Here is a 22,308-nt window from a genome sequence, read left to right as displayed (position 1 = left end):
GAGGTCCGGGACCCTCATGGTGAGGAGCGCGGCTGCGCCGCGCGTCTCGAACCACGAGGCCCCGGTCTCACTTTGGATCAATCCTTCGGACGCAGCTTCTCGACTTCGGCATCGCTTGGTAGATAGTCCGCGCCCTTCTTGTAAGACGAGTCCACCATCACGCCCTTACCGTCCTTCAGCGCGGTCTTGCCGACATAGGCACCGAGCGTCGACTGGTGATCGATCTTGCGGAAGGTGATCTCGCCCAGCGGCGACGGCATCGAAAGTCCTTCCGCCGCAGTGATCAGCTTCTCCGGATCGCTCGAATTGGCCTTCGCCAGGATCGCCGCCGCCGACTTGATGGTCTGGTAGCCAACGATCGAGCCGAGGCGCGGATAGTCGTTGTACTTGGCCTGATAGGCCTTCAGGAACGCGTCGTGCTCGGGCGTCTTGATCGAGTACCAGGGATAGCCGGTGACGATCCAACCCTCGGGTGTCTCCTCCTTGAGTGGATCGAGATATTCCGGCTCACCGGTGAGGAAGGAGACGACCTCGCGTCCCTTGAACAGGCCGCGGGTGTTGCCTTCGCGCACGAGCTTGACGAGATCGGCGCCGAAGGTGACGTTGAGGATCGCTTCGGGATTGGCCGCGGCAACCGCCTGCACCACCGGACCGGCGTCGATCTTGCCCTGCGGCGGCCACTGCTCATCGACCCACTGGATGTCGGCCCGCTTCTCCGACATCAGCTTCTTGAACACCGCGACCGCGGACTGGCCGTATTCATAGTTCGGCGCGATCGTCGCCCAGCGCTTTGCCGGCAGCTTGCTGGCCGCTTCCACCAGCATCGCGGCCTGCATGTAGTTCGAAGGACGCAGTCGGAACGTGTACTTGTTGCCTTTCGACCAGGTGATGGCGTCCGTCAGAGGCTCGGCCGCCAGGAAGAACACCTTCTTCTGGTTGGCGAAGTCGCTGACCGCAAGACCGATGTTCGACAGGAACGTACCCGTCAGCATCGCCACGCCCTCGCTCGACACCAGCTCGTTGGCCGCGGTCTGCGCATCTGCCGGCTTGCCACCATCGTCCTTGGAGACGACGATGAGCTTCTTGCCGTTGATGCCGCCGGCCGCATTGATCTCTTCGACCGCGAGCTGCCAGCCCTTGCGATAGGGCTCAGTGAACGCCGGCAGCAGCGAGTAGCTGTTGATCTCGCCGATCTTGATGTCCTGCGCAAGGGCCGAATGAGCCATGCCGCTTGCCAACAGCGCGAACGCCGCCCCGACAAAATAGTTCTTTGCTCGCATCCCAACCTCCACTTTCTGAAAAGATTAACGCAGTCCGTCTTCGCCCTTGATCTCCGCAACGGTCAGCCCGCCGACGCGCGGCAAAGGACGGCCACTGTCGGTGACGGCGACCGCGACCATGATCTCGTTGGCGCGCGGCGCGTCGTTGATCTGCACTTCCATGCCATCGAAATGACTGCGCACGAAGGCTGCATCCTTGTGGCCCAGCGGAACGTCCAGCGTCGTGCCGGGTCCACTGCGCTTCTTCGACGACGGGATCAGCGCAGCGCCTTTGCCCAGCACTTTACGCACCGGCGCGCCCATTTTCGGGTGAAGGATGGCGGCTGCATGCTCCAGCTCGCCATTCTCGCCGACGGCCGCGGCCTTGCCATAGCTCTGCGCCTTGGACCCGTCGATGCCGAGCGCCGCCACCGCGCGCTTCGAGAGCAGCTCGCCGAGCTCCTCGCCAATCGCGATCAGCGGCGAGAGATCCTCGACATACTTTCCAGCAAACGGATTCTCGATCACGGCGATCGCCGCCGCACGCCGCGTCGGCGGTGAGACCTGGCGGCCCATCTCCATCTGCGTCTCTTCGACGACGGTGACGATCTTGCGGATGATCGCGCTCATGATTGTTTCCTCAAACCGCTTCCCAGTTCAGGCATGGACCGCGTTCTCTTGTACAAGCGGGCGCGATCGTTGCCGTTCAATATCCTTGGTCCCGATGACAATCATATCACCACAAAGCTGCAACACGGCACCCTCGATCAATCCGCGATCGAATAATTGCCGTGCACATTCCGCGCCAGATTCGAGCGCGGTGGTGATCTCGTTCTGCGACAATCCACCAACGTTGCGGGTCACGAGCCGCGCGCCAAGATCGCTGTCGGGTTGAAGTTCGTTCGCAGGTTTTCGGATGACGGCGGGATGCCCCGGCAGATCGACGGCATTCGCAACGATCGTCGCGGCGGCATCGGCTTGCGACGCCGTTCCGGCCAGCACGGTCACCGCATCGGCAATCCCGAGGGAAAAGCTGCGGCCGTGCCGTCCGCTGGTCGCAATGCCACGCACGGGATCATCGGCGTCCACCCTGATTGTCCGCATCACGCCGTCGCGATCGGGCCGGTCCATCAGGCCGACCGAAAAATGCTCGCCCTCGCCGAGATGCAGGGCAATGTCTCCGCCATTGTTGACATAGGCCCGATCGAGCGCCGCAGCGTTCAGCATTGCGCCCAACACCTCCTCCGCCACGCTGCCGGCCACAGCGGCCATCGGCGTGATGAAGCCATCACCGGCATAGGGCGCCACCGCGGCGTGCATGCGACGCGCCACAACGCCTCTCAACGAGGTCCGCTCCTCGACAGCGGTCCGCAGTTCCGGCAGTTCCGCGCAGAGCTCGTCGAGAAGCCCGGTGAACCGTTCGGCCGCAGCCTTATAGGCCTCGCGCACTGCGTCGGCCGCCCCCCTCGCCTCGACGATCAGGTCAATCGGTCCATCCTGCAAATGCAGCCGCCGGCCGTCAGACAGCAACGCGATTTGCGGGAGCCTTGTCATGCCCGGGGTCCCGGGATCGGGTTCTGCCAGGGCAATTGGCGGACATCGTCGCCGCCCTGAACTTCGGCGAGCGGCTTCACATAATCCATGTGCCCGCCGAGCGCCGCATAGTCCGACAGCTTCATCGTGAATTCGATCGGCGCCACCAGCGCGGGCGTCGGCACGTAACCGAATGCCCCCGCCGGCATCTGCGTCACGTCGACCATGTAGGTGATGCCGCCGCCCGGCCAAACATAGACCGGCGCGCCGCCACTGGTGACGCGCGTCAGCGCGTCCTTCACCGAGCGCGTCAGCCGCACCGGATTGTCGGTCACGCCCGCCCGCAAGGAACCACCGGCGCCCGCCATGAACAGCACCGTACACAGCGCCGGTTCGCAATTCTCCTGAATGCGCTCGACCGAAAACTTGAGGTCATCCGGCATCTCGGTCTCGACCGGCTTCAAGGCTTCGTCGAGCACGTAATAGGACGAATGCTCGCCGGTCGTGGAGACCATCAGCATCGAGAGGCCAGGCCTGGCCTCCTTCGCGTCGAACGGTCCCAGGATTGCGAGCGGATCGGAGATATTGGTGCCGCCCCAACCCGTGCCGGGATCGGCGACCTGGAAATAGCGGCCGGGCGTCGAGCGGCGCCCCTTCATCTTGATGCCTGTGTCGGCGATGTCGAGCAGCTTGCCGGCCTGGTGCTCCGAGAGCACGCCGGTGATATGGTCGTCGACCACGACGACCTCGTCGACCTTGCCGTGCCATTGCTTGGCGAACATGCCGATCGTCGCCGAGCCGCAGCCGACGCGCATGCGCTCTTCTTTCATGCCGTTGACGATCGGCGGCTGGCCGGCCTGCACCACCACGCTCGCGCCGCCGTCGATGGTGAGTTCGACCGCCTTGCAATTTGCGAGGTCCATCAGCGTGTCGCAGGTGACGCGGCCTTCCTTCTTGGAGCCGCCGGTCAGATGGTGCACGCCGCCGAGCGACAGCATCTGCGAACCGTATTCGCTGGTGGTGACATGACCGACCGCCTCGCCTTGTGCACGGACGGTCGCCGTCTCCGGCCCGAGATAACGGTCGGTGTCGATCTTCACCTTGATGCCGCAGTACGAGAAGATGCCCTCGGTGACGACAGTCACCATGTCGACGCCGTCGACCTCCGCCGAGACGATGAACGGCGCCGGCTTGTAGTCGGGATAGGTCGTCCCCGCGCCGATCGCCGTTACAAAGGTGGAAGGCTCGTGGACGATCTTGCCGTCCCAATCTTCGGTGCGGCTGAACGGAACGAGCTTGCCGCCATGCGACACGGTGCGCTCCAGGATCACATGCGGATCGACGCGGACGAGCTTGCCCTCGTGATTGGCATAGCGGTCGCAGGCGCCCGCCGCGCCCGGCTTGATGTAGCACATCACCGGACACGCATCGCAGCGGATCTTGTCGATGGCGGCGCTCGTAGGTTCAGTCACCATGTCAAAGCCAGCCGACAGTGCAGTTATCATTTGTACACGAACGATGTTGCGCGCCCTCCCGATGACTGTCAAGCGGCGGTGCGGCGCAAAACATACGCCTGCCGCATAAAACCTCATTTGCCTATCCGCCATGTCCACAAAGAAGGCACTCGCGCTGCACTGCGGCATGTCCGGCTTGCACGTTTGTGTACAAACGGTATCGTCACAACGTAGATTTTGAGCGGACTTGGAATTTCGCGAAGCTTTGGCCGCGGCGCTCAACGAGTCGATTTGGGAACGAGGATGACGCAGACACCGATCCGCATCACCGTGAACGGCAGAATCCACGAGATCACTGCGGCGCGAGCCACGCCTCTGCTCTACGTGCTGCGCAACGATCTCGCGCTCAACGGTGCGAAATACGGATGCGGCCTCGGTGAATGCGGCACCTGCACTGTCCTGATCGATGGCGCGGCGGCGCGCTCCTGTGTCATTCCGATCAGTGGCTGCGCCGGCCGCGACATCGTGACGCTCGAGGGGCTCGGTACCCGCGACAAGCCGGATGTGGTGCAGCAGGCCTTCATCGACGAGCAGGCCGCGCAATGCGGCTATTGTCTCAACGGCATGATCATGACGACCAAGGCGCTGCTTGCGATCAACCCTCAGCCCACCGAACAGGAGGCGCTGGCGGCGCTGCGCTACAATCTCTGTCGCTGCGGCACGCATATCGAAATCCTGCGCGCCGTGATGCGTGCGTCTGGTCAGCTTGCCGAGGCCGGTGATTGATGGCCTCCCCGCATCCGAACGGAGCTGAGCTGCAATCCGGCTCGCTCGTCGTCGTCCGCACGGTGGACGAGTGCACATCCGAGACCTTCGTCCGCATCACCGCGGACGGTTCGGTCACAGCCTACAATGGTCATGTCGATCTCGGCACCGGCATCCGCACGGCGCTTGGCCAGATCGTGGCTGAAGAGCTCGACGTCTCCTTTGCCCGCCTCGTCGTGGTGCTCGGCGACACCGCAACGGTGCCGAACCAGGGCGCCACGATCGCAAGCGAGACCATTCAGATCACTGCCGTTCCCCTGCGCAAAGCCGCCGCGCAGGCGCGTCACTTCCTGATCGCACGTGCGGCCGAGCGCCTGGAGCTGCCGGCAGCCGATCTCAGGATCGAAGACGGCCTCGTGCGCGGGCACGACAATCGCAGCGTCAGCTATGGCGAGTTGATCGGCGGAGAGACCATTCGTCTCGAGCTTGCCGACGACGTCGCCGTCAAGCCGGTCGGCGATTACGCCATTGTCGGCCAATCGATGCCACGCGTCGACCTGCCCGCCAAGGCCACGGGCGAGCTGACGTTCGTGCACGACATCCGTATGCCGGGCATGCTGCACGGCCGCGTGGTGCGCCCGCCCTATGCCGGCGTCGACGCCGGCCCGTTCGTCGGCACCAGCCTGATTTCGGTCGATGAATCCTCGGTGCGCGACATTCCCGGCATCATGGCCGTCGTACGCATCGGCGATTTCGTCGGAATCGTCGCGGAGCGCGAGGAGAACGCGATCCGCGCGGCGGAGCAGCTTGCGGTGAGCTGGCGACCGACGCCTGAACTGACCGATCTCGCCGACGTCGAGACGGCGCTTCGTGCCAACCCGTCCACGCCGCGCACGCTGATCGACAAGGGCGATGTCGATGCTGCCATTGCCGGCGCGGCCAAACCGATGCGGCGCACTTACGTCTGGCCATATCAGATGCATGCCTCGATCGGCCCGTCCTGCGCGGTCGCCGACTTCCAGGACGGCAACATCCGTGTCTGGTCGGGCACGCAGAACCCGCACGTGCTGCGCGCAGACCTGTCACTGCTGATCGAGCGTCCCGAGAGCGAGATCGAGGTCATCAGGTTGGAGGCCGCCGGATGCTACGGCCGCAACTGCGCCGACGATGTCACCGCGGACGCTTTGTTGCTCTCGCGCGCGGTCGGCCGGCCCGTGCGCGTACAGCTGACGCGCGAGCAGGAACACGCCTGGGAGCCCAAAGGCGCCGCGCAGCTCATCGACGTCAATGGCGGCCTGGATGCGGCGGGCGACGTCGCTGCCTACGATCTCGCTACGCGCTATCCGTCGAATGCCGCGCCGACGTTGGCGCTGTTGCTGACGGGACGGATATCGCCGAGGCCGGACGTCCTCCAGATGGGCGACCGCACCGCGATCCCGCCTTACGATTACGGCCACATGCGCGTCGTCGCCCACGACATGGCACCGATCGTGCGCGCGTCCTGGTTTCGCGGCGTCTCGGCCCTGCCCAACACCTTTGCGCATGAATCCTATATCGACGAGGCCGCGACCGAGGCCGGGGTTGACCCGGTCGAATATCGTCTGCGTTACCTGAAGGACCAGCGCGCCGTCGATCTCGTCCATGCTGTCGCCGAGCGCGCGGGCTGGACGCCGCGGCCGGTGCGCGAAGAGAAAGACGGCGAGATCGTGCATGGGCGCGGCTTTGCCTATGCGCTCTACGTCCACAGCAAATTCCCCGGCTATGGCGCGGCTTGGTCGGCCTGGGTCACCGACGTTGCCGTGAACAAGTCGACCGGCGAGGTCAGCGTGACGCGCGTGGTTGCTGGGCAGGACTCCGGATTGATGATCAACCCGGACGGTGTGCGCCACCAGATCCATGGCAACGTCATCCAGTCAACCAGCCGCGCACTGATGGAGGAGGTCTCGTTCGAGCGCGGCGCAGTCGCGGCGCGGGAATGGGGCGCCTATCCGATCATCCCCTTCCCTGACGTGCCCAAGATCGACGTGTTGTTGCTGCCGCGGCCGGACCAGCCGCCGCTCGGCGTCGGCGAATCCGCCTCGGTCCCGAGTGCGGCTGCGATTGCGAACGCGATTTTCGATGCCACCGGCGTGCGATTTCGCGAGCCGCCGTTCACGCCCGAGCGCATCCTGAATGGATTGCACAGCGGCGGGCCGGCCACGCGGCAGGCGCTGCCCGCTCCCGCTGCGCCACAACCATCCCGTATCTGGGAGAATCCATTCGCCAAACGCGCCGGCATCTTCGCGACGGTCGCGGCCGTCTGCACCGCGGCGATTGGCATCGGTGCGGCTGTTTTGCCCGGCCGCGCCATCGCACCGATCGCGCGGCCAGACCCATCGGTCTATTCCGCAGCGACGATCGCGCGCGGGCAACAACTGGCCGCACTCGGCAATTGCGCGGAGTGCCACACCATGATCGGCGGTGCGCTCAACGCCGGTGGCCGCGCGCTGGAGACGCCGTTCGGCACGATCTACGCGACCAACATCACGCCCGACGTCGAGACCGGCATCGGCGCCTGGTCCTATCCCGCATTCGAGCGCGCGATGCGCGACGGGCTGCATCGCGACGGACGGCAACTCTATCCCGCCTTCCCCTACACGCACTTTTCGAAGACTGGCGATGCCGACATGCAGGCGCTTTATGCCTATCTAATGGCACAGCCTGCGGTGCGCGCGACGCAGCCTGCGAATACGCTCGCCTTTCCGTTCAATCTCCGCCCGCTACTTGCCGGATGGAATGCGCTGTTCCACCAGACGCGAGAGTTCAAGCCTGATCCCGCGAAATCCAAGGTCTGGAATCGCGGCGCTTATCTCGTCGAAGGTCTCGGCCATTGCAGCGCCTGCCATTCGCCGCGCAACACGCTCGGCGCCGAGCAGCGTGACGCCTATCTCGCCGGCGGTTTTGCCGAGGGCTGGGAGGCGCCGCCGCTGACGTCGCTGTCGCAAGCGCCGATCCCGTGGAACGAAGACGAGCTTTTCGCCTATTTGCGCACGGGCCACTCGCGATATCATGGCGTCGCCGCTGGGCCGATGGCGCCGATCGTCAGGGATCTGGCGGCCCTGCCCGACCAGGACATCCGCGCCATGGCCGTCTATCTCAACTCGTTCAATGACACCGCGACCGATAGGAAAGCGCAGGATGCGATCGCTCTGAAGCTAGAAGCTTCAACGCAAGTCACGATGGCGTCCTCAACCGGCGCGCGCCTCTATCAGGGCGCCTGCGCCGTCTGCCACGAGGTCGGCGGCCTGGCGCTGTTCGGCAGCCGCCCCTCGCTCGCCCTCAACAGCAACCTGCACAGCGCCACATCGGACAATCTCGTGCAAATCATCCTGCACGGCATCGCCGAGCCGGTGTCGAGCAATCTCGGCTATATGCCGGCCTTCAAGAACAGCATGAGCGATGCGCAGGTCGAGGAGCTGGTCACCTTCCTGCGCAAGCAGTTCGCACCCGACAGGCCAGCATGGATCGGTGTGAAGGAGACGATTGCGCGTGTGAGAGCCGCCGCGAACTGAGCGCTACTTCTTGTGCTGCACCGGCGGCGTGCCGTGCGTGTGAAACGACTCGATCGTCTTGAGGCCCCACGCCTGCCCCTTCTTGCGTTCGTCTTCCGTCCACACGATCGGCTTCCAGTCGGGCGCGAGGATGAGGCGCGCGCCGGCATTGGCGACTTCGACGCGGTTGCCGCCGGGCTCGTAGACATAGAGGAAGAAGGTCTGCTGGATCGCGTGCTTGTGCGGGCCGGTCTCGATGTGGATGCCGTTCTCCAGGAAGATGTCGGCAGCGCGCAGAATCTCTTCGCGGCTGTCGAGCGCGTAAGTGACATGGTGGAAGCGGCCGGCCGTGCCGGAATGGTCGAGCGAATAGGCGAAATCGTAGCTCTTGTTCGACATCGTCAGCCACATCGCCGCTTCGCGGCCGTCGTTCAGCACGATCTGCTCGGTGAGGCGGCAGCCGAGATAATTCTCGAAGAACTCCCGGTTGGCCTTGATGTCCACGGCGAGGCAATTGAGGTGATCGAGGCGGCGGACATTGACGCCGCGCGCGGGAAAGCGCTGCGCCTGGTTCTTCAGTGCGGGCTTCAGCTCGGGCGGCGCCTGATACCATTCGGTCTCGTAGTAGAGCTCGACGATGTGTCCATCGGGATCGCGGCAGCGGAAGGTCGGCCCCTGCCCCATGTCGCCGTCGATCCAGCCGATGTCGAAGCCGGACCCTTTCAGCGCCGCGACGCGACGCTCCAGCGCCTGCTGGCTGCGCGCACGTAACGCCATGTGCTCCATGCCCGATGTCTTCGACGCCGTCAGTTTGAGCGAATAGCGCTCGTAATCGTCCCAGCCGCGCAAATAGACCGACTCGCCCTTTTGTCCGCTGACGGTCATGCCCATCACGTCGACGAAGAATTTCAGGCTCTCGTCCGGCTTGGGTGTCAACAGCTCCATGTGGCCGAGATGAGCGAGATCGAGGATCGGTTCGGGCTGCATGGTGTCCTCCAAGATGTGGCTTGCGATCCGCTGGACCGGATCCCGCGATCTGGCACAGGCTGCAATCCACTCACGCGCCGGTGGGCGGCACAAGGCCGCCGGTTTATTTGTACCAATGTACAAATCATTAGGTCCCGTCAACAAATCAAACATCGCCGCCCGGAACGGATGACGGGCCATCCGGGATGACCAACCCGTCCCGGAACCGCGGACCGACTGCCCGAATGGTAAAATCTCTCTTAAGCACTCTCGCCCGTCGGCCGGGAAAAAGCAGCAGTTTCCGCCGCTACTGCCAGGGAGTATGTATTGGGAACAAACCTCGCACCCGAATTGTCGCGGATTTAACGAAGCGCCGGCGCCTGCCGCTTAACCGTTTGTCCAGCGACGGCCGTGCATAGTCCGGGCAACCCGTTGCTCTTGCCAGGTTCATTCATTGTGACATCCTTTGGACGCGTGATTTCGGTTCGCGGATCGCTCGCCCGGGTCGGGCTGCTGGCTGAAAGCCGCATGCCGGTCTCGGAAGTTCGGGCCACCGTCGGCCGCTTCGTCAGTATCCGCTGCGCCAGCTCGGTCATCGTCGCCATGATCACCGAGGTGTCCTGCGAGAACCTCTCGAGCAACGACAATCTGATCGCCATCGCCTCGGTCGACCTGCTGGGCGAAATCCTCAACGCGACCGGCAAGGCCAAATTCCAGCGCGGCGTCACCAACTATCCGACCATCGGCGATTCGGTCGACCTGATCACGAGCCAGGAGCTGCGCACGATCTACGCGCCCACCGGTTCCGACCAGATCAATGTCGGCTTCCTTCAGCAGGACAGCTCCGTCGTCGCCTATGTCGACATCGAGGAAATGCTCTCCAAGCACTTTGCAGTGCTGGGATCGACCGGCGTCGGCAAATCGACCGGTGTGTCGCTGTTGCTCAACGAGATCCTCAAGGCACGCCCGAACCTGCGCATCTTCCTGCTCGATGTGCACAACGAATATGGCCGCTGCTTCGGCGACCGCGCGCTGGTGCTCAACCCGCGCAATCTGAAACTGCCGTTCTGGCTGTTCAATTTCGAGGAAATCGTCGACGTGCTGTTCGGCGGCCGCGCCGGCGTGCCTGAGGAGCTCGACGTCCTCGCCGAGGTCATTCCGCTCGCCAAGGGCGTCTACACCCAGTACCAGAACGCCGACCGCATTGGCCTGAAGCGCATCGATCCCAAGCAGATCGGCTACACCGTCGATACGCCGGTGCCCTATCGCCTGGTCGATCTGATGTCGCTGATCGACGAGCGCATGGGCAAGCTCGAGAACCGCTCCTCGCGCATCATCTATCACAAGCTGATCTCCCGCATCGAGGCGGTCCGCAACGACCCGCGCTACGCCTTCATGTTCGACAACGCCAATGTCGGCGGTGACACCATGGCCGAGGTGATCAGTCATCTGTTCCGCCTGCCGGCCAACGGCAAACCGATGACGGTGATGCAGCTCGCCGGCTTCCCGGCCGAGGTCATCGATTCCGTCGTCTCGGTGCTCTGCCGCATGGCCTTCGACTTCGGCTTGTGGAGCGATGGCGTTTCGCCGATGCTGTTCGTCTGTGAGGAGGCTCACCGCTACGCCTCGGCCGATCGCAATGTCGGCTTCGGGCCGACCCGCAAGGCGGTGTCGCGCATCGCCAAGGAAGGCCGCAAATACGGCGTCTATCTCGGCCTCATCACCCAGCGTCCGGCCGAGCTCGACGCCACCATCATCTCCCAGTGCAACACGCTGTTCACGATGCGCCTTGCCAACGAGCGCGACCAGGCGCTGCTGCGCGCCGCGGTGTCGGATGCGGCCGCGAACCTGCTTTCGTTCGTTCCCTCGCTCGGCACCCGAGAAGTGCTGGCATTCGGCGAAGGTGTCGCGCTGCCGACGCGGCTGCGCTTCAAGGAGGTGCCGCCGCATCAATTGCCGCGCGGCGAAGCCACCATCAGCAGCGTGCCCTCCGTCACCTCCGGTCACGACATGCATTTCGTCGGCGCCGTGCTCGAGCGCTGGCGCGGTGCCACCTCGCAGCGCGACGTGCCGAACGATCCGGTGTTCTCGGCGCCGCCCGCGAAGACGCTCTCCAGCATCGAAGCCCCGATGCTGCAACCGTCGATGGGGTTGGATCCGGACCGCTTCTCGCTGCTGAAGAAGCCGCTGCGGTAAAGCGACGCTTGTTTTCCAGCGCCGGCATTGCGAGCCTGGCGTCACGTTGAGCATGGCACCCGCATCGACTAAGGTTGCCGGCCCCAAGCCGGAATCCATGCCCATGACAAAGCCTGTGCAACGCTTCGCCGCTCCCGCCCTCGATGCGCTCCCTGACGACATCCGCACGCGTCTCCTCGCCGTCCAGGAGAAGAGCGGCTTCGTGCCGAACGTGTTTTTGACGCTGGCCTACCGCCCGGACGAGTTCCGCGCCTTCTTCGCCTACCACGACGCACTGATGGAGAAGGACGGCGGCCTCAGCAAAGCCGAACGCGAGATGATCGTGGTCGCGACCTCGGCAGCCAATCAGTGCCAGTATTGCGTGATCGCGCATGGCGCGATCCTGCGTATCCGTGCCAAGAACCCGCTGATCGCCGACCAGATCGCCACGAACTACCGCAAGGCCGACATCACGCCGCGGCAAAAGGCGATGCTCGACTTCGCGATGAAGGTCTCGGCCGATGCGCAGCGGATTTCCGAGGACGATTTCACTGCGCTCGCGCCGCATGGCTTCAGCGAGGACGACATCTGGGACATCGCCGCAATCTCCGCCTTCTTCGCACTGTCGAACCGGCTGGCGAATTTCACCGGCATGCGGCCGAACGACGAATTCTATCTGATGGGACGGCTGCCGAAGAAATGACCGACCGCCGCGAGCGCGGAAGGAACGCATCGCCACAATGCAGCGGATTAGTTCCCGCTTGACGGGAACTCTGTGTTTTCGCAATCGCACACGTTTAATTAAGAATCTCACCCTCAACTAGCACAAACGCCTTGGCACAACTTGCGCAGTTTCCGTCCCCGGAGACGCGGATGAGCCGTGCCTGTTGGGGGGCTTCTCATGAACGTGCGGGCATTTGTTATCGCGACCTGTATTGGCACGGCATTCTTCGCGGCCGGATACGCATGGAACTATCAGCCGGAGATCATCAACGCGAACGAGATATGGAGCATGTTCGAATCGGAGCATGGCAAGGCGCGGGCTGCCGTCTTGCGCGTCCTCGTTGCGCCGAATTCAGCTCACTTCAACGGCCTGCGAACGATCGATGCAGACCAGGCAAGATACGTATGCGGCTCCGTAAAAGCGATGGACAAGGAGAGGCAGTATGTCGAGGCCGCGTTCGTTTACACCGTCGCGATCGATTTTGCCCGTATCGACGACGACGGCCGGATGACGTCGCAGCGCTCTGCTTACAAGCCCTGCCCGGGCGCGGCCGACGACAAAATTGCCGACCAGAACACGCTGATATCGCCAGGCGCGCTGTCGATGATCAAGACCATCGAAAAAGTCATCCCCAAGTCCAGCGGCGGAACGATGGAACAACAGCTTGGCCAGCTGGCCGCACAGACAGCGGCGGTCGCGCCAGGTTCGGCGGTCCCGCGGAGATCAGCCGGCTCATCGGGTTCGCCAGCCTCGGCAGGGGCAGGATGGGCGCCAGCAGCACAGCATTCAGGTTCGGGCGTGGAGGCGCGACAAGCAGATGAACTGACGTGGCGTGTCGATCAGCCGCCGGCTGCATGGCCGAACTTCCCCTCGGACCATCCGCTGGCGAAATCGGCGCAGAAGCGGACGAGCGCCGAGGCCCTGGCGTTTGCGAAAGGCATCGAGGCTCGCTGGGAGGAGGCCAAATCATCCGGGGTTCCGGCCAAGCGTCCTTCGCCCGAGGAGATCAAGGAAGCATGCCGCGCGCTACTTACGATTGATCCCGCGGACAAGGATTATCCGCGGGCCTGGGCCGCCTTTGTGCGGTTGCGCAAAATCGATCGCGACGCTGCTGGTTGAACTGGCGTGAACCTGTCCTAGCGCTGCGCCATCAACTCGAGCGCCGGGGCAAAGCGCTCGGAAAAAGTCAACGTCTTGGCATGGTGAACTGCGGCAAACGACGCCGAGATCCCGGCTGAAGCGACCACGAGCAGGGCAACGGCGAAAACCAGACGGCGCATTTCGGCCTCCTGTGTGAGCTCGACAATTCCAACAGATGGCACGGCTTGGTTTCAGCACTGCTTCGTGCGGACGGAAGATGGTTTCGCTCAAGAGGCTGTGATCAGATCCGGTTTGCGGAGCCGCATGCCTCGCTGCTGCGAGCGTTGCGCCTAATCATCGTCCGCTGGCCCACACCAGCCGGGCAAATAGATCGCATCCTTGCTCTTGGCTGAGGACATCGCCTTCTCGAGCGCCTTGTCGAAATTGGCATCCACAGCCTTGCGCGACAGCTTTCGACGCAGATAGTCGGCCCACAGGAATTCGGAGAAGGGCGTGGTGTCCTTGGCGAAGCCGCCCATGCGGCGCAGTTCGCCGGCAAGGCTCCGGAAAGGATCGTCCTTGAGGTCGACGACGGATTTGGGCAAATCGCGGAATGGTCGCCGTTCGCCCTTGGCGTCGTAGGGGTAAACCCAGCGCTTGTTGTCCATCACGCCCCAGAACGCTTCGCGCTCGACCATCCTGAGGTCGCCGACAATGGTGACCAGCACCTCCTTGACGCCCTCGTCGTGCAGCGCGCGACCGAGATGATGATGGTCGATCACGTAATAGCGCTCGTCGGGGCCGTGCACGACGGGGATCATATGCTTGCCGAGCAGATCGGCCTGCTTCTTCTTGTCGTGCTCGCGCCAGCGCTTGCGCTTCTCCTTGACCTCGCGCATCCCGACCGTCATCTGCGTCGGCCGCAGCGACAGGATCGACACCGGATGCACTCTCGGTTCGCGCGTATTGGTCATGGTCGAAAGGCCCCTAACATGGTTGCAGCTGCGTGGTCAGGTTCCCTGGACTATGTCATGGGCACCGCGCCGGCAAATGCATTCGGCTCGGTGGATATTATTGCATCGCACCCTCTGCAGGCCCGGAACGACCACGGTTCCACGGTCCTTCGTTCGCAGTCCTGCAGGATAGTGCGAACGCGCAATGCACGTGCGCGTTGAGAAAATTTTCTGCAACGCGTTCACTACGTATGCTATCTAAAAATCGCTGCTTCGGAGTGATCCCTGCACCATGACAACCCAGCGGCCCATAAGCTCGGATGACGAGCACCGGGTGCTCCAGTTCAGGCCGCGCACCTCGCCTTCCCCGACGGCCCACCGCGGCAACGCTAGCGTGCAGCAATTGCGCGTCGCTACCGAGCGGCTCGACCTGTCGCGCTACGAGGAGCCCCGCACCGAACCGGACGATTTCCGCCGTCGCATGCTCGCCAATATCGCGGCGCTGGCCTTCACCATCGCACTGACCGCGATCGGGATCTGGCTCGCGGTGAGCATCGCCGACCTGCGCCGGACCCAGGATTGCGTGCTGATGGGCCGCCGCGACTGCGTCAAGATCACGACGCCGCACATCTAGGCAGGACATCTGGTAAGCAAGACGTCTGGTAGGCCCGCTGGCGCTCCTTCGGCCGAAACGGCTCAGCCGGGGCGTCCCCAGCCCGGTCCCCACACCCGTCCGGCTCCATTGAACTCAGGGCGGCGCTCCGATATACGGGCTTTCGACCCGGCCAGAGGGGGGTTGAGGGCGTCATCGGGGCGCGATGCCCACCCATCGTTCCACTCTGGAAAATCTGACAAACATCTGCAATATATCAAAGGCTTAGTGATGTCCTCCACATTCGATCAGGTCGCTACGATCATCGCTGAAACCTGCGACATCCCGCGCGACACGATCACGCCGGATAGCCATGCCATCGATGACCTCGGCATCGACAGCCTCGATTTCCTGGACATCGCGTTCGCGATCGACAAGCAGTTCGGTATCAAGCTGCCGCTGGAAAAGTGGACTCAGGAGGTTAACGACGGCAAAGCGACCACCGAGCAGTATTTCGTGCTGAAAAACCTGTGCGCCCGCATCGACGAACTGGTTGCGGCCAAGGGCGCGAGCGCCTAAGCGCGCGGTCATGCAACTCGAATACTTCCACATGATAGATCGCGTCGTCGACCTCAACGTCGACGCGAAGACGATTGTTGTCGAGGCTCAGGTCCCGATGGAGAGCACCATCTTCGAAGGGCACTTCCCGGGCTATCCCCTGATGCCCGGCGTGCTCCTGATCGAATCGATGGCGCAGGCCTCGGGCTGGCTTCAGCTTGGCGTGCTCAAATTCGAGCGTATGCCGATCCTGGCTGCCGTCAAGGAGGCCAAGGTCCGCGGCTCGGTCTTCCCCGGCGATCTCATGAGCATCGAGGCGAGCCTGGCCCATCAGGGCTCAGGCTACGCCGTGACCGAAGCCAAGATCAAGGTCGGCGGCAAGCTGCGCGCGAATTCGACGCTGACCTTCACGCAGATTCCCTTTCCCCATGCGGATATGCGCGCCCACATGGACGCGGTCGCCAAACGCGTCGGCTTTCCGCAACAGGCCGTATTGCCATGACCGAGACTGCTTCGAAGCCTGCCCAGACGGAAGTCTGGATCACCGGCATTGGCCTGGCCACCTCGCTCGGCGAGGGCCTGGACGCCAACTGGGCCGCGCTTCAGGAGAAGCGCATCAATGTCGACGAGAAGGGCTTTGCACCCTACATTGTGCACCCCCTGATGCCTGTCACCTTCGACAGCCAGATCCCCAAGAAGGGCGACCAGCGCCAGATGGAAGCCTGGCAGCGCATCGGCACCTATGCGGCCGGGCTTGCGCTCGACTCCGCCGGGATCAAGGGCAACAAGGACATCCTGTCGAAGATCGACATGGTGGTCGCCGCCGGCGGCGGTGAACGCGATCTCAACGTCGACACCGGCGTGCTCACGGCCGAGGCCAAGGGCGCCAACGCGCCCGGCTTCCTCAATGAGCGGCTGATGAGCGATCTCAGGCCGACGCTGTTCCTGGCCCAGCTCTCCAACCTGCTCGCCGGCAACATCGCCATCGTGCACGGCATTGGCGGCACCTCGCGCACCTTCATGGGTGAAGAGGTTGCCGGCGCCGATGCCGCCCGCATTGCATTGTCGCGCATCGCCTCCGGCGAGAGCGACATCGCGCTGATCGGCGGCTCGCACAATGGCGAGCGCAAGGACCTGATGGTCCTCTACGAATTCGGCGACTTCAATCTGAAGGACAAGTTCGCCCCCGTGTGGGCGCGCAAGGACCACGCCGGCTTCGCGCTCGGCTCGGCTGGCGCGTTCCTGGTGCTGGAATCGAAGGCCCATGCGGAAGCGCGCGGCGCAAAACCATTCGCAAAGCTGTCGAGCGTCGTTGCCGACCTTGCCCGTCGTAAGACCCCCGGCGACATGGCCGCGACGCTGGAGAAGCTTTGGGCAAAGTTGCCGAAGCGCGACGGCAAGGGCGCGATCATATCCGGCGCGACCGGCGCGGAGCCTGCGACATCAGAAGAGCGCGCCTTCCTGAAGGGCCACGCCGATTTCCCGGTGCGCTCGACCGGCACGATGTTCGGCCACACCATGGAGACGCAATTCCCGCTCGGCATCGCGCTCGCCGCGCTGTCGATCTCTCGCGGCGCGCTGTTTCCGCCGAACGATTCCACGGGCACCGAGATTGAAATGCAGGGAGCGCCCACCCAGATTGTGGTGGTGGGGGCCGGACACTGGCGCGGCGAAGGCATGGCGCTGGTCGAGGCAGTAAGCTAAAGCGCGTTACGCTTTGGCAGGTTATTGTTTGGGTATGATCTTCTCGGAAAACCGCGTCACGCTTTTTCGGATCATGCTCCAGCTCAAGCGGGGATCGACATGACTGCACCACGCGACAAACTCGGGCGTCCCGTCGTCGTCGTCACCGGCATGGGCATCATGACCTCGCTCGGCAACGGCAAGACCGACAATTGGGCGAAGCTCGTCGCCGGCGAATCCGGCATCCGCACCATCACGCGCTTTCCGGTCGACGGCCTCAAAACCACGATGGCCGGCACGGTGGATTTCGTCAGCGTCGATCCGTTCTCCTCCACCGGCCTGTCCGAACGGATGGCGGAACTGGTGACGCAGGAAGCGCTGGACCAGGCCGGGATCGGCACCAAGGCGGATTTCCCGGGTCCTCTCTTTCTTGCGGTCGCACCGGTCGAAGTCGAATGGCCGCAGCGCCGCGAACTCGGCCGCGCCGTCGGCAAACCCGACTTCAATTACGACGATCTGCTGCGCATCTCCGGTGGCGGCAAGTACAGCGCCTATCACCACCGCTTCATGTTCGGTTCGGTCGCGGCCTACCTCGCCGAGACCTTCGGCACCAAGGGCTCGCCGATCTCGTTGTCGACGGCCTGCGCTTCGGGCGCGACCTCGATTCAGCTCGGCGTCGAGGCGATCCGCCGCGGCGAGACCGATGCCGCGCTGTGCGTGGCGACCGACGGCACCGTGAATCCGGAGGCGCTGGTGCGCTTCTCGCTGCTCTCGGCGCTTTCGACCCAGAACGACCCGCCGCAGGCGGCCTCCCGTCCCTTCTCCAAGAACCGCGACGGTTTTGTCATGGCCGAAGGCGCCGGTGCGCTGGTGCTCGAAAGCTATGAAGCCGCCACCGCGCGCGGCGCAAAAATACTCGGCGTAATCGCCGGCTGCGGCGAGCTCACCGATTCCTTCCATCGCACCCGCTCCTCGCCCGACGGCAAGCCGATCATCGGCTGCATGAACAAGACGCTGGCCGATGCCGGCATGACGCCGGATCAGATCGACCACATCAACGCGCACGGCACCGCGACGCCCGAGAACGACAAGATGGAGTACAATACGACATCGGCCGTGTTCGGCGAGCTCGTCTCGAAGATTCCGGTCACCTCCAACAAGTCGATGGTCGGCCACACCATCTCGGCCGCGGGCGCGGTCGAGGCGATCTTCTCGCTGCTGACGCTGGAGCATCAGCGTATCCCGCCGACGATCAACTACGACAATCCGGATCCCACGATCCTGTTCGACGTCGTCGGCAACAAGGCACGCGATGCCCGCGTCACCGCGGTGATGTCGAACTCGTTCGGGTTCGGCGGCCAGAACGCCTCGCTGATCCTGACCCGCGAACCGGCCTGACCGGACGCATGGCGCTGCTTCCGGCGAGGACGAAGGCCCGCGCGCGGCAGACGGCAAAGTCGATCGGTGGAGGGCTGATCGGCGCTGCCACCGTCGGCATGTTGCGCACCACGCGTTATTTCGATCCAGCCAAGACCTCGGACTTTTTCGCACGCGTCACCAAACTGATCGGCCCGCGCCTGCGCGAGCACCGCATCGGCCGCGCCAATCTCACCGCGGCGTTTCCGGACAAGTCGCCCGAGGAAATCGAAGCCATCCTGATGGGCGTCTGGGACAATCTCGGTCGCGTCGGCGCCGAATTCGCCCATATGGACCAGGTCTGGGATTACGACCGCGATCATCCAGAAAACAGTCGGATCGAACTGCCCAGCCGCAGCATCGAGCTGTTCGATCAAATCCGCGACGACGGCAAGCCGGCGTTGATCTTCGCCGCGCATTTGGCCAATTGGGAATTACCGGCGCTCGCCGCGGTCGCACACGGGCTCGATGCAGCGATCCTCTACCGCCGCCCGAATATCGCCTCCGCCGACCGCATCATCCAGGAGATGCGACAGGTCAACATGGGCACGCTGATCCCGGCGGGGCGCGACGCGCCGCTGCGGCTTGCCCAGGCGCTCAAGGACGGCAAGCACGTCGCGATGCTGATCGACCAGTATCTGACCGGCGGAGTCGAGGTCACCTTCTTCGGCCGCAAGACCCGCGCCAATCCGATGCTGGCGCGCCTGTTACGACAGGTCGAATGCCCGATCCACGGCGTCCGCGTCATCCGCCTGCCCGGCGGCCGCTTCACCGCCGAGATCACCGAAGAGGTCCACCCGGTGCGCGACGCCGACGGCAAGATCGACATCCAGGGCACCACGCAGGCGATCACGAGCGTGGTGGAAGGCTGGGTCCGCGAGCATCCGGAGCAGTGGCTGTGGCTGCACCGAAGGTGGCGGTAGCGGACAGTAGTGCTTACCGCCCCGTCTTCACCCTGGTCCAAAGCCTATTGATGACCCGCTGGGTCGCGGGCTCACGCGCCGTGATGACGAACAGCTTTGCGAGCGTCGCCTCGTCCGGATAGATGTTCTTGTCGCTCAAGATTTTCGGATCGACCAGTTTCTGGCTGGCGAGGTTGCCATTGGCGTAGGACAGGAAGTCCGTATTCCTGGCGGCCACGTCCGGACGGTAGAGATAGTTGATCAGCTCGTAGGCTTCGCTGACGTTCCTGGCATCCGCGGGGATCGCGAGATTATCGAAGAACATCTGCGCGCCCTCCTTCGGGATGGCGTAGCCGATCTCGATGCCGCTTTTGGCTTCGGCAGCGCGGGCGCGGGCCTGCATGATGTCGCCGGACCAGCCGACCACGAAGCAGATCTCGCCGGTGGCGAGCGCGCTCAGATATTCGGACGAATGAAACTTGCGCACGGAGGGCCGCACCTTGGTGACGACATCGGCGGCCTTTTCGAGGTCGGCCTGCTTGGTCGAGTTCGGATCAAGCCCGAGATAGTTCAACGCCGCCGGAAAGATGTCGTCGGCGGAATCCAGCATGTGGACGCCGCAGTCTTTGAATTTCGCGAGGTTCTCCGGCTTGAACACGATGTCCCAGCTGTCAATCTTGGCATCCGCTCCGAGAATCTGCTTCAACTTGGCGACGTTGTAGCCGATGCCGGTCGTGCCCCACATGTAATTGACGGCGTAGACGTTGCCGGGGTCGTAGATCGCGAGACGTTCGGTCACCACCGGCCAGTCATTGGCCAGGTTCGGCAGCTTCGACTTGTCGAGCTTCTGGAAGATGTTGGCCTTGATCTGGCGCTGGAGGAAATAGGCGGTGGGCACCACGACGTCATAGCCGGATTTGCCGGCCATCAGGCGCGTCTCCAGCGTCTCGTTGGCGTCAAACGTGTCGTAGACCACCTTGATGCCGGTCTCCCTGGTGAAGGCCTCGAGAACGTCGGGCGCCACGTAGTTCGACCAATTGTAGAAGTTGACGACCCGCTCCTCGGCCCCGGCAGGAGCGGAGAGCAACGTCAGCGCGGCGGCGATCGCAAGGCCAAAACCACAGCGGCTGACGTTGGTCATCTCCCTACCTCTTGCGCCCGCGCACCGCGTCCGACAGTCGCTCCAGTGCGGTGTCGAGCGTCTCGTCCTTCTTGGCAAAGCAGAAGCGCACCACCGAGGTCACAGGGTCCTGCTCGTAGAAGGCCGAGACCGGGATAGCCGCGACCTTGTAGTCCTTCACGATCCGCCAGCAGAACTCGGTGTCGCTCTCGTTCAGCCCGAGCGGGGACAGGTCGACGGTGAGGAAGTAGGTGCCCTGCGACTTCAGCACGGGGAAGCCGAGGCTCTCCAGGCCCTTGGCGAGGCGGTCCCTGCTCCGCGTCAGGTCCTTGCGCATCGACAGGAAATACTCGTCGGGCTTGCCGAGGCCGTAGGCGACGGCGGCCTGGAGGTTCGGCGCGGTGGTGAAGGTCAGGAACTGGTGCACCTTGGCGGCAACGCGCAGCAACGGCGGCGCGGCGCACACGAAGCCGATCTTCCAGCCTGTCAACGAGAAGATCTTGCCGGCCGAGCCGACCTTGATGGTGCGGTCGCGCATGCCGGGGATGGTGATCAGCGGGATGTGCTTGTGCTCGTCGAAAGTGACGTGCTCCCAGACCTCGTCGCAGATCGCGATGACGTCGAACTCCTGGCAGTAGCGCGCCAGCAGCTCGAGGTCCTCCCGCGGAAACACCACCGCGGACGGATTCAGGGGGTTGTTGAAAAGCACCGCCTTGGTCTTTGAATTGAAGACACTTTTCAGCATGTCCTCATTCAGCCGCCAATGCGGCGGCTCCAGCCGGACCAGGCGCGGAATGCCGCCGGCCTGGCGGATAATCGGCAGATAGGAATCGTACACCGGCTGGAAGCACACCACCTCGTCACCGGGCTGGACCACGGCGAGGATGGCCGAGGTCAGGGCCTCGGTGCCGCCGGAGGTCACCATCACCTCGCTCATCGGATCGAGCTCGAGGCCGTGCCAGTGGCCGTAATGGGTCGCGATCGCCTGACGGAGTTCCGGCAGGCCCATCATCGACGGGTACTGGTTGTAGCCGTTCAGCGAGGCCTCGGCCGCGGCGCGGCGGATGTCCTCGGGCCCGGGATCGTCGGGAAAGCCCTGCCCAAGATTGATGGCGGCATTGTCGCGCGCAGCCTGCGACATCGCCTCGAAGATGGTGACGGGAAGGTCTGCGAAGACCTTGTTGAGGGACGAGCTCTTGGACATCGGCGGGGTCAGCCGCCGACCTTGCTGGGAAGACCCGCCGCCTTCCAGCCCAGCATGCCGCCGGCCAGATGTTTGTCGTAAGGCAGGCCCGCGGCCTGCGCCGCCAGTGAGGCCGTCACCGAACGCTTGCCCGAGCGGCAGGCGAACACGACCTCCTTACCCTCCGGATCGGGGATCGCTTTGGGATCGAAGGTCGCGAGCGGCACGACCACGCCGTAGGGATAAGCCTCGGCCTCGACCTCGTTCGGCTCGCGCACGTCGACGAGGAGATAGCGCCCTTCCGCAACACCCTTGGAGACCTCGTCCGGGGTCAGATCCTGTACTTGATTTGCCACATCATCCTCCAACGTCGCGGGCCGCTGCCGGGGCGATCCCGGCGGCCGGCAACCTCGCC

At 63.9% G+C, this 22,308-nt stretch carries 21 protein-coding genes; 11 read left to right on the top strand and 10 right to left on the bottom strand.

Features of this window, described 5'->3' with window-relative positions; all coding sequences use genetic code 11:
- Positions 1 to 77: 77 nt before the first annotated feature.
- The 4 genes from IVB36_RS08695 to IVB36_RS08680 are packed head-to-tail and all read right to left on the bottom strand — an operon-like array spanning position 78 to position 4,267.
- Positions 78 to 1,280, bottom strand: a complete 1,203-nt coding sequence (locus tag IVB36_RS08695; RefSeq protein WP_247391243.1) for an ABC transporter substrate-binding protein — start codon at positions 1,278 to 1,280, stop codon at positions 78 to 80.
- 24 nt (positions 1,281 to 1,304) lie between these two features.
- Positions 1,305 to 1,889, bottom strand: a complete 585-nt coding sequence (locus tag IVB36_RS08690; protein ID WP_085352760.1) for an amino acid synthesis family protein — start codon at positions 1,887 to 1,889, stop codon at positions 1,305 to 1,307.
- A 27-nt stretch (positions 1,890 to 1,916) separates the two neighbouring features.
- On the bottom strand, positions 1,917 to 2,813 hold the full coding sequence (locus tag IVB36_RS08685; protein WP_247391235.1) for a UPF0280 family protein: 897 nt from the start codon (positions 2,811 to 2,813) through the stop codon (positions 1,917 to 1,919).
- Entirely contained in the window at positions 2,810 to 4,267 is a 1,458-nt protein-coding gene (locus tag IVB36_RS08680) for a 6-hydroxynicotinate reductase (protein WP_247391233.1), read from the bottom strand. Before IVB36_RS08680 ends, IVB36_RS08685 begins: the two co-directional genes overlap by 4 nt.
- A gap of 282 nt (positions 4,268 to 4,549) precedes the next feature.
- On the opposite strand from IVB36_RS08680, the gene IVB36_RS08675 reads away from it, so the two are divergent.
- Both IVB36_RS08675 and IVB36_RS08670 read left to right on the top strand, forming a co-directional pair.
- Entirely contained in the window at positions 4,550 to 5,032 is a 483-nt protein-coding gene (locus IVB36_RS08675) for a (2Fe-2S)-binding protein (RefSeq protein ID WP_085352758.1), read from the top strand.
- Positions 5,032 to 8,562: a molybdopterin cofactor-binding domain-containing protein gene (locus tag IVB36_RS08670; RefSeq protein WP_247391231.1), complete on the top strand. Its 3,531-nt coding sequence runs from the start codon at positions 5,032 to 5,034 to the stop codon at positions 8,560 to 8,562. The genes IVB36_RS08675 and IVB36_RS08670 overlap by 1 nt, the downstream gene beginning before the upstream one ends.
- Before the next feature lie 3 nt (positions 8,563 to 8,565).
- Here the strand turns inward: IVB36_RS08670 and IVB36_RS08665 are convergent, their stop codons facing one another.
- Complete coding sequence (locus tag IVB36_RS08665; RefSeq protein ID WP_085353038.1) at positions 8,566 to 9,528, bottom strand: catechol 2,3-dioxygenase; 963 nt, start codon at positions 9,526 to 9,528, stop codon at positions 8,566 to 8,568.
- A 435-nt stretch (positions 9,529 to 9,963) separates the two neighbouring features.
- Between IVB36_RS08665 and IVB36_RS08660 the strand changes: the two genes are divergently transcribed.
- The 3 genes from IVB36_RS08660 (at position 9,964) to IVB36_RS08650 (ending at position 13,525) form a co-directional block, all read left to right on the top strand.
- Complete coding sequence (locus IVB36_RS08660) at positions 9,964 to 11,703, top strand: ATP-binding protein (protein WP_204510911.1); 1,740 nt, start codon at positions 9,964 to 9,966, stop codon at positions 11,701 to 11,703.
- 103 nt (positions 11,704 to 11,806) lie between these two features.
- Positions 11,807 to 12,385: a peroxidase-related enzyme gene (locus tag IVB36_RS08655; protein WP_204510910.1), complete on the top strand. Its 579-nt coding sequence runs from the start codon at positions 11,807 to 11,809 to the stop codon at positions 12,383 to 12,385.
- Between the two features lie 198 nt (positions 12,386 to 12,583).
- Positions 12,584 to 13,525 carry a hypothetical protein gene (locus IVB36_RS08650; RefSeq protein WP_204510909.1) on the top strand — a complete coding sequence of 314 codons (942 nt, stop codon included), beginning with the start codon at positions 12,584 to 12,586 and terminating at the stop codon, positions 13,523 to 13,525.
- A 17-nt stretch (positions 13,526 to 13,542) separates the two neighbouring features.
- Here the strand turns inward: IVB36_RS08650 and IVB36_RS08645 are convergent, their stop codons facing one another.
- Together IVB36_RS08645 and IVB36_RS08640 are read right to left on the bottom strand one after the other, a co-directional pair.
- On the bottom strand, positions 13,543 to 13,686 hold the full coding sequence (locus IVB36_RS08645) for a hypothetical protein (RefSeq protein ID WP_162847291.1): 144 nt from the start codon (positions 13,684 to 13,686) through the stop codon (positions 13,543 to 13,545).
- A 150-nt stretch (positions 13,687 to 13,836) separates the two neighbouring features.
- Entirely contained in the window at positions 13,837 to 14,460 is a 624-nt protein-coding gene (locus tag IVB36_RS08640; RefSeq protein WP_063992858.1) for a ParB-like protein, read from the bottom strand.
- A gap of 271 nt (positions 14,461 to 14,731) precedes the next feature.
- Here IVB36_RS08640 and IVB36_RS08635 point away from each other — a divergent pair, with 271 nt between their 5' ends.
- The 6 genes from IVB36_RS08635 to IVB36_RS08610 all read left to right on the top strand — a co-directional run bounded on the left by IVB36_RS08635 (position 14,732) and on the right by IVB36_RS08610 (position 19,611).
- On the top strand, positions 14,732 to 15,073 hold the full coding sequence (locus tag IVB36_RS08635; RefSeq protein ID WP_247391229.1) for a hypothetical protein: 342 nt from the start codon (positions 14,732 to 14,734) through the stop codon (positions 15,071 to 15,073).
- Between the two features lie 249 nt (positions 15,074 to 15,322).
- A complete protein-coding gene (locus IVB36_RS08630) occupies positions 15,323 to 15,610 on the top strand; it encodes an acyl carrier protein (RefSeq protein ID WP_007592476.1) in 288 nt (95 codons plus the stop codon).
- A gap of 10 nt (positions 15,611 to 15,620) precedes the next feature.
- Entirely contained in the window at positions 15,621 to 16,091 is a 471-nt protein-coding gene (locus IVB36_RS08625) for a 3-hydroxyacyl-ACP dehydratase FabZ family protein (protein ID WP_085352753.1), read from the top strand.
- A complete protein-coding gene (locus IVB36_RS08620) occupies positions 16,088 to 17,293 on the top strand; it encodes a beta-ketoacyl-ACP synthase (protein ID WP_085362160.1) in 1,206 nt (401 codons plus the stop codon). Before IVB36_RS08625 ends, IVB36_RS08620 begins: the two co-directional genes overlap by 4 nt.
- Positions 17,294 to 17,392: 99 nt before the next feature.
- Positions 17,393 to 18,670: a beta-ketoacyl-ACP synthase gene (locus IVB36_RS08615; RefSeq protein WP_018459333.1), complete on the top strand. Its 1,278-nt coding sequence runs from the start codon at positions 17,393 to 17,395 to the stop codon at positions 18,668 to 18,670.
- Positions 18,671 to 18,678: 8 nt separating this feature from the next.
- Positions 18,679 to 19,611: a lipid A biosynthesis lauroyl acyltransferase gene (locus IVB36_RS08610; RefSeq protein ID WP_018459334.1), complete on the top strand. Its 933-nt coding sequence runs from the start codon at positions 18,679 to 18,681 to the stop codon at positions 19,609 to 19,611.
- A 13-nt stretch (positions 19,612 to 19,624) separates the two neighbouring features.
- On the opposite strand, the gene IVB36_RS08605 is transcribed toward IVB36_RS08610, so the two are convergent.
- Genes IVB36_RS08605 through IVB36_RS08595 form a run of 3 tightly spaced genes read right to left on the bottom strand, consistent with a single transcriptional unit; the run spans position 19,625 to position 22,249 of the window.
- On the bottom strand, positions 19,625 to 20,731 hold the full coding sequence (locus tag IVB36_RS08605; RefSeq protein WP_247391227.1) for a polyamine ABC transporter substrate-binding protein: 1,107 nt from the start codon (positions 20,729 to 20,731) through the stop codon (positions 19,625 to 19,627).
- Between the two features lie 4 nt (positions 20,732 to 20,735).
- Complete coding sequence (locus IVB36_RS08600; protein ID WP_085395866.1) at positions 20,736 to 21,914, bottom strand: aminotransferase; 1,179 nt, start codon at positions 21,912 to 21,914, stop codon at positions 20,736 to 20,738.
- 8 nt (positions 21,915 to 21,922) lie between these two features.
- The gene (locus tag IVB36_RS08595; RefSeq protein ID WP_247391225.1) at positions 21,923 to 22,249 is read right to left on the bottom strand and encodes a rhodanese-like domain-containing protein; all 327 of its coding nucleotides are present in this window, start codon (positions 22,247 to 22,249) and stop codon (positions 21,923 to 21,925) included.
- Between the last annotated feature and the right edge of the window lie 59 nt (positions 22,250 to 22,308).

The organism is Bradyrhizobium sp. 35 (genome assembly GCF_023073215.1).
Taxonomy (GTDB): domain Bacteria; phylum Pseudomonadota; class Alphaproteobacteria; order Rhizobiales; family Xanthobacteraceae; genus Bradyrhizobium; species Bradyrhizobium canariense_D.
This window is presented reverse-complemented; position numbering and strand designations above follow the sequence as displayed.

Coding starts and splice junctions, on each gene's coding strand:
- IVB36_RS08695 (WP_247391243.1), bottom strand. CDS start 1,280: ATGCGAGCAAAGAACTATTTTGTCGGGGCGGCGTTCGCGCTGTTGGCA.
- IVB36_RS08690 (WP_085352760.1), bottom strand. CDS start 1,889: ATGAGCGCGATCATCCGCAAGATCGTCACCGTCGTCGAAGAGACGCAG.
- IVB36_RS08685 (WP_247391235.1), bottom strand. CDS start 2,813: ATGACAAGGCTCCCGCAAATCGCGTTGCTGTCTGACGGCCGGCGGCTG.
- IVB36_RS08680 (WP_247391233.1), bottom strand. CDS start 4,267: ATGGTGACTGAACCTACGAGCGCCGCCATCGACAAGATCCGCTGCGAT.
- IVB36_RS08675 (WP_085352758.1), top strand. CDS start 4,550: ATGACGCAGACACCGATCCGCATCACCGTGAACGGCAGAATCCACGAG.
- IVB36_RS08670 (WP_247391231.1), top strand. CDS start 5,032: ATGGCCTCCCCGCATCCGAACGGAGCTGAGCTGCAATCCGGCTCGCTC.
- IVB36_RS08665 (WP_085353038.1), bottom strand. CDS start 9,528: ATGCAGCCCGAACCGATCCTCGATCTCGCTCATCTCGGCCACATGGAG.
- IVB36_RS08655 (WP_204510910.1), top strand. CDS start 11,807: ATGACAAAGCCTGTGCAACGCTTCGCCGCTCCCGCCCTCGATGCGCTC.
- IVB36_RS08650 (WP_204510909.1), top strand. CDS start 12,584: ATGAACGTGCGGGCATTTGTTATCGCGACCTGTATTGGCACGGCATTC.
- IVB36_RS08645 (WP_162847291.1), bottom strand. CDS start 13,686: ATGCGCCGTCTGGTTTTCGCCGTTGCCCTGCTCGTGGTCGCTTCAGCC.
- IVB36_RS08640 (WP_063992858.1), bottom strand. CDS start 14,460: ATGACCAATACGCGCGAACCGAGAGTGCATCCGGTGTCGATCCTGTCG.
- IVB36_RS08635 (WP_247391229.1), top strand. CDS start 14,732: ATGACAACCCAGCGGCCCATAAGCTCGGATGACGAGCACCGGGTGCTC.
- IVB36_RS08630 (WP_007592476.1), top strand. CDS start 15,323: ATGTCCTCCACATTCGATCAGGTCGCTACGATCATCGCTGAAACCTGC.
- IVB36_RS08625 (WP_085352753.1), top strand. CDS start 15,621: ATGCAACTCGAATACTTCCACATGATAGATCGCGTCGTCGACCTCAAC.
- IVB36_RS08620 (WP_085362160.1), top strand. CDS start 16,088: ATGACCGAGACTGCTTCGAAGCCTGCCCAGACGGAAGTCTGGATCACC.
- IVB36_RS08615 (WP_018459333.1), top strand. CDS start 17,393: ATGACTGCACCACGCGACAAACTCGGGCGTCCCGTCGTCGTCGTCACC.
- IVB36_RS08610 (WP_018459334.1), top strand. CDS start 18,679: ATGGCGCTGCTTCCGGCGAGGACGAAGGCCCGCGCGCGGCAGACGGCA.
- IVB36_RS08605 (WP_247391227.1), bottom strand. CDS start 20,731: ATGACCAACGTCAGCCGCTGTGGTTTTGGCCTTGCGATCGCCGCCGCG.
- IVB36_RS08600 (WP_085395866.1), bottom strand. CDS start 21,914: ATGTCCAAGAGCTCGTCCCTCAACAAGGTCTTCGCAGACCTTCCCGTC.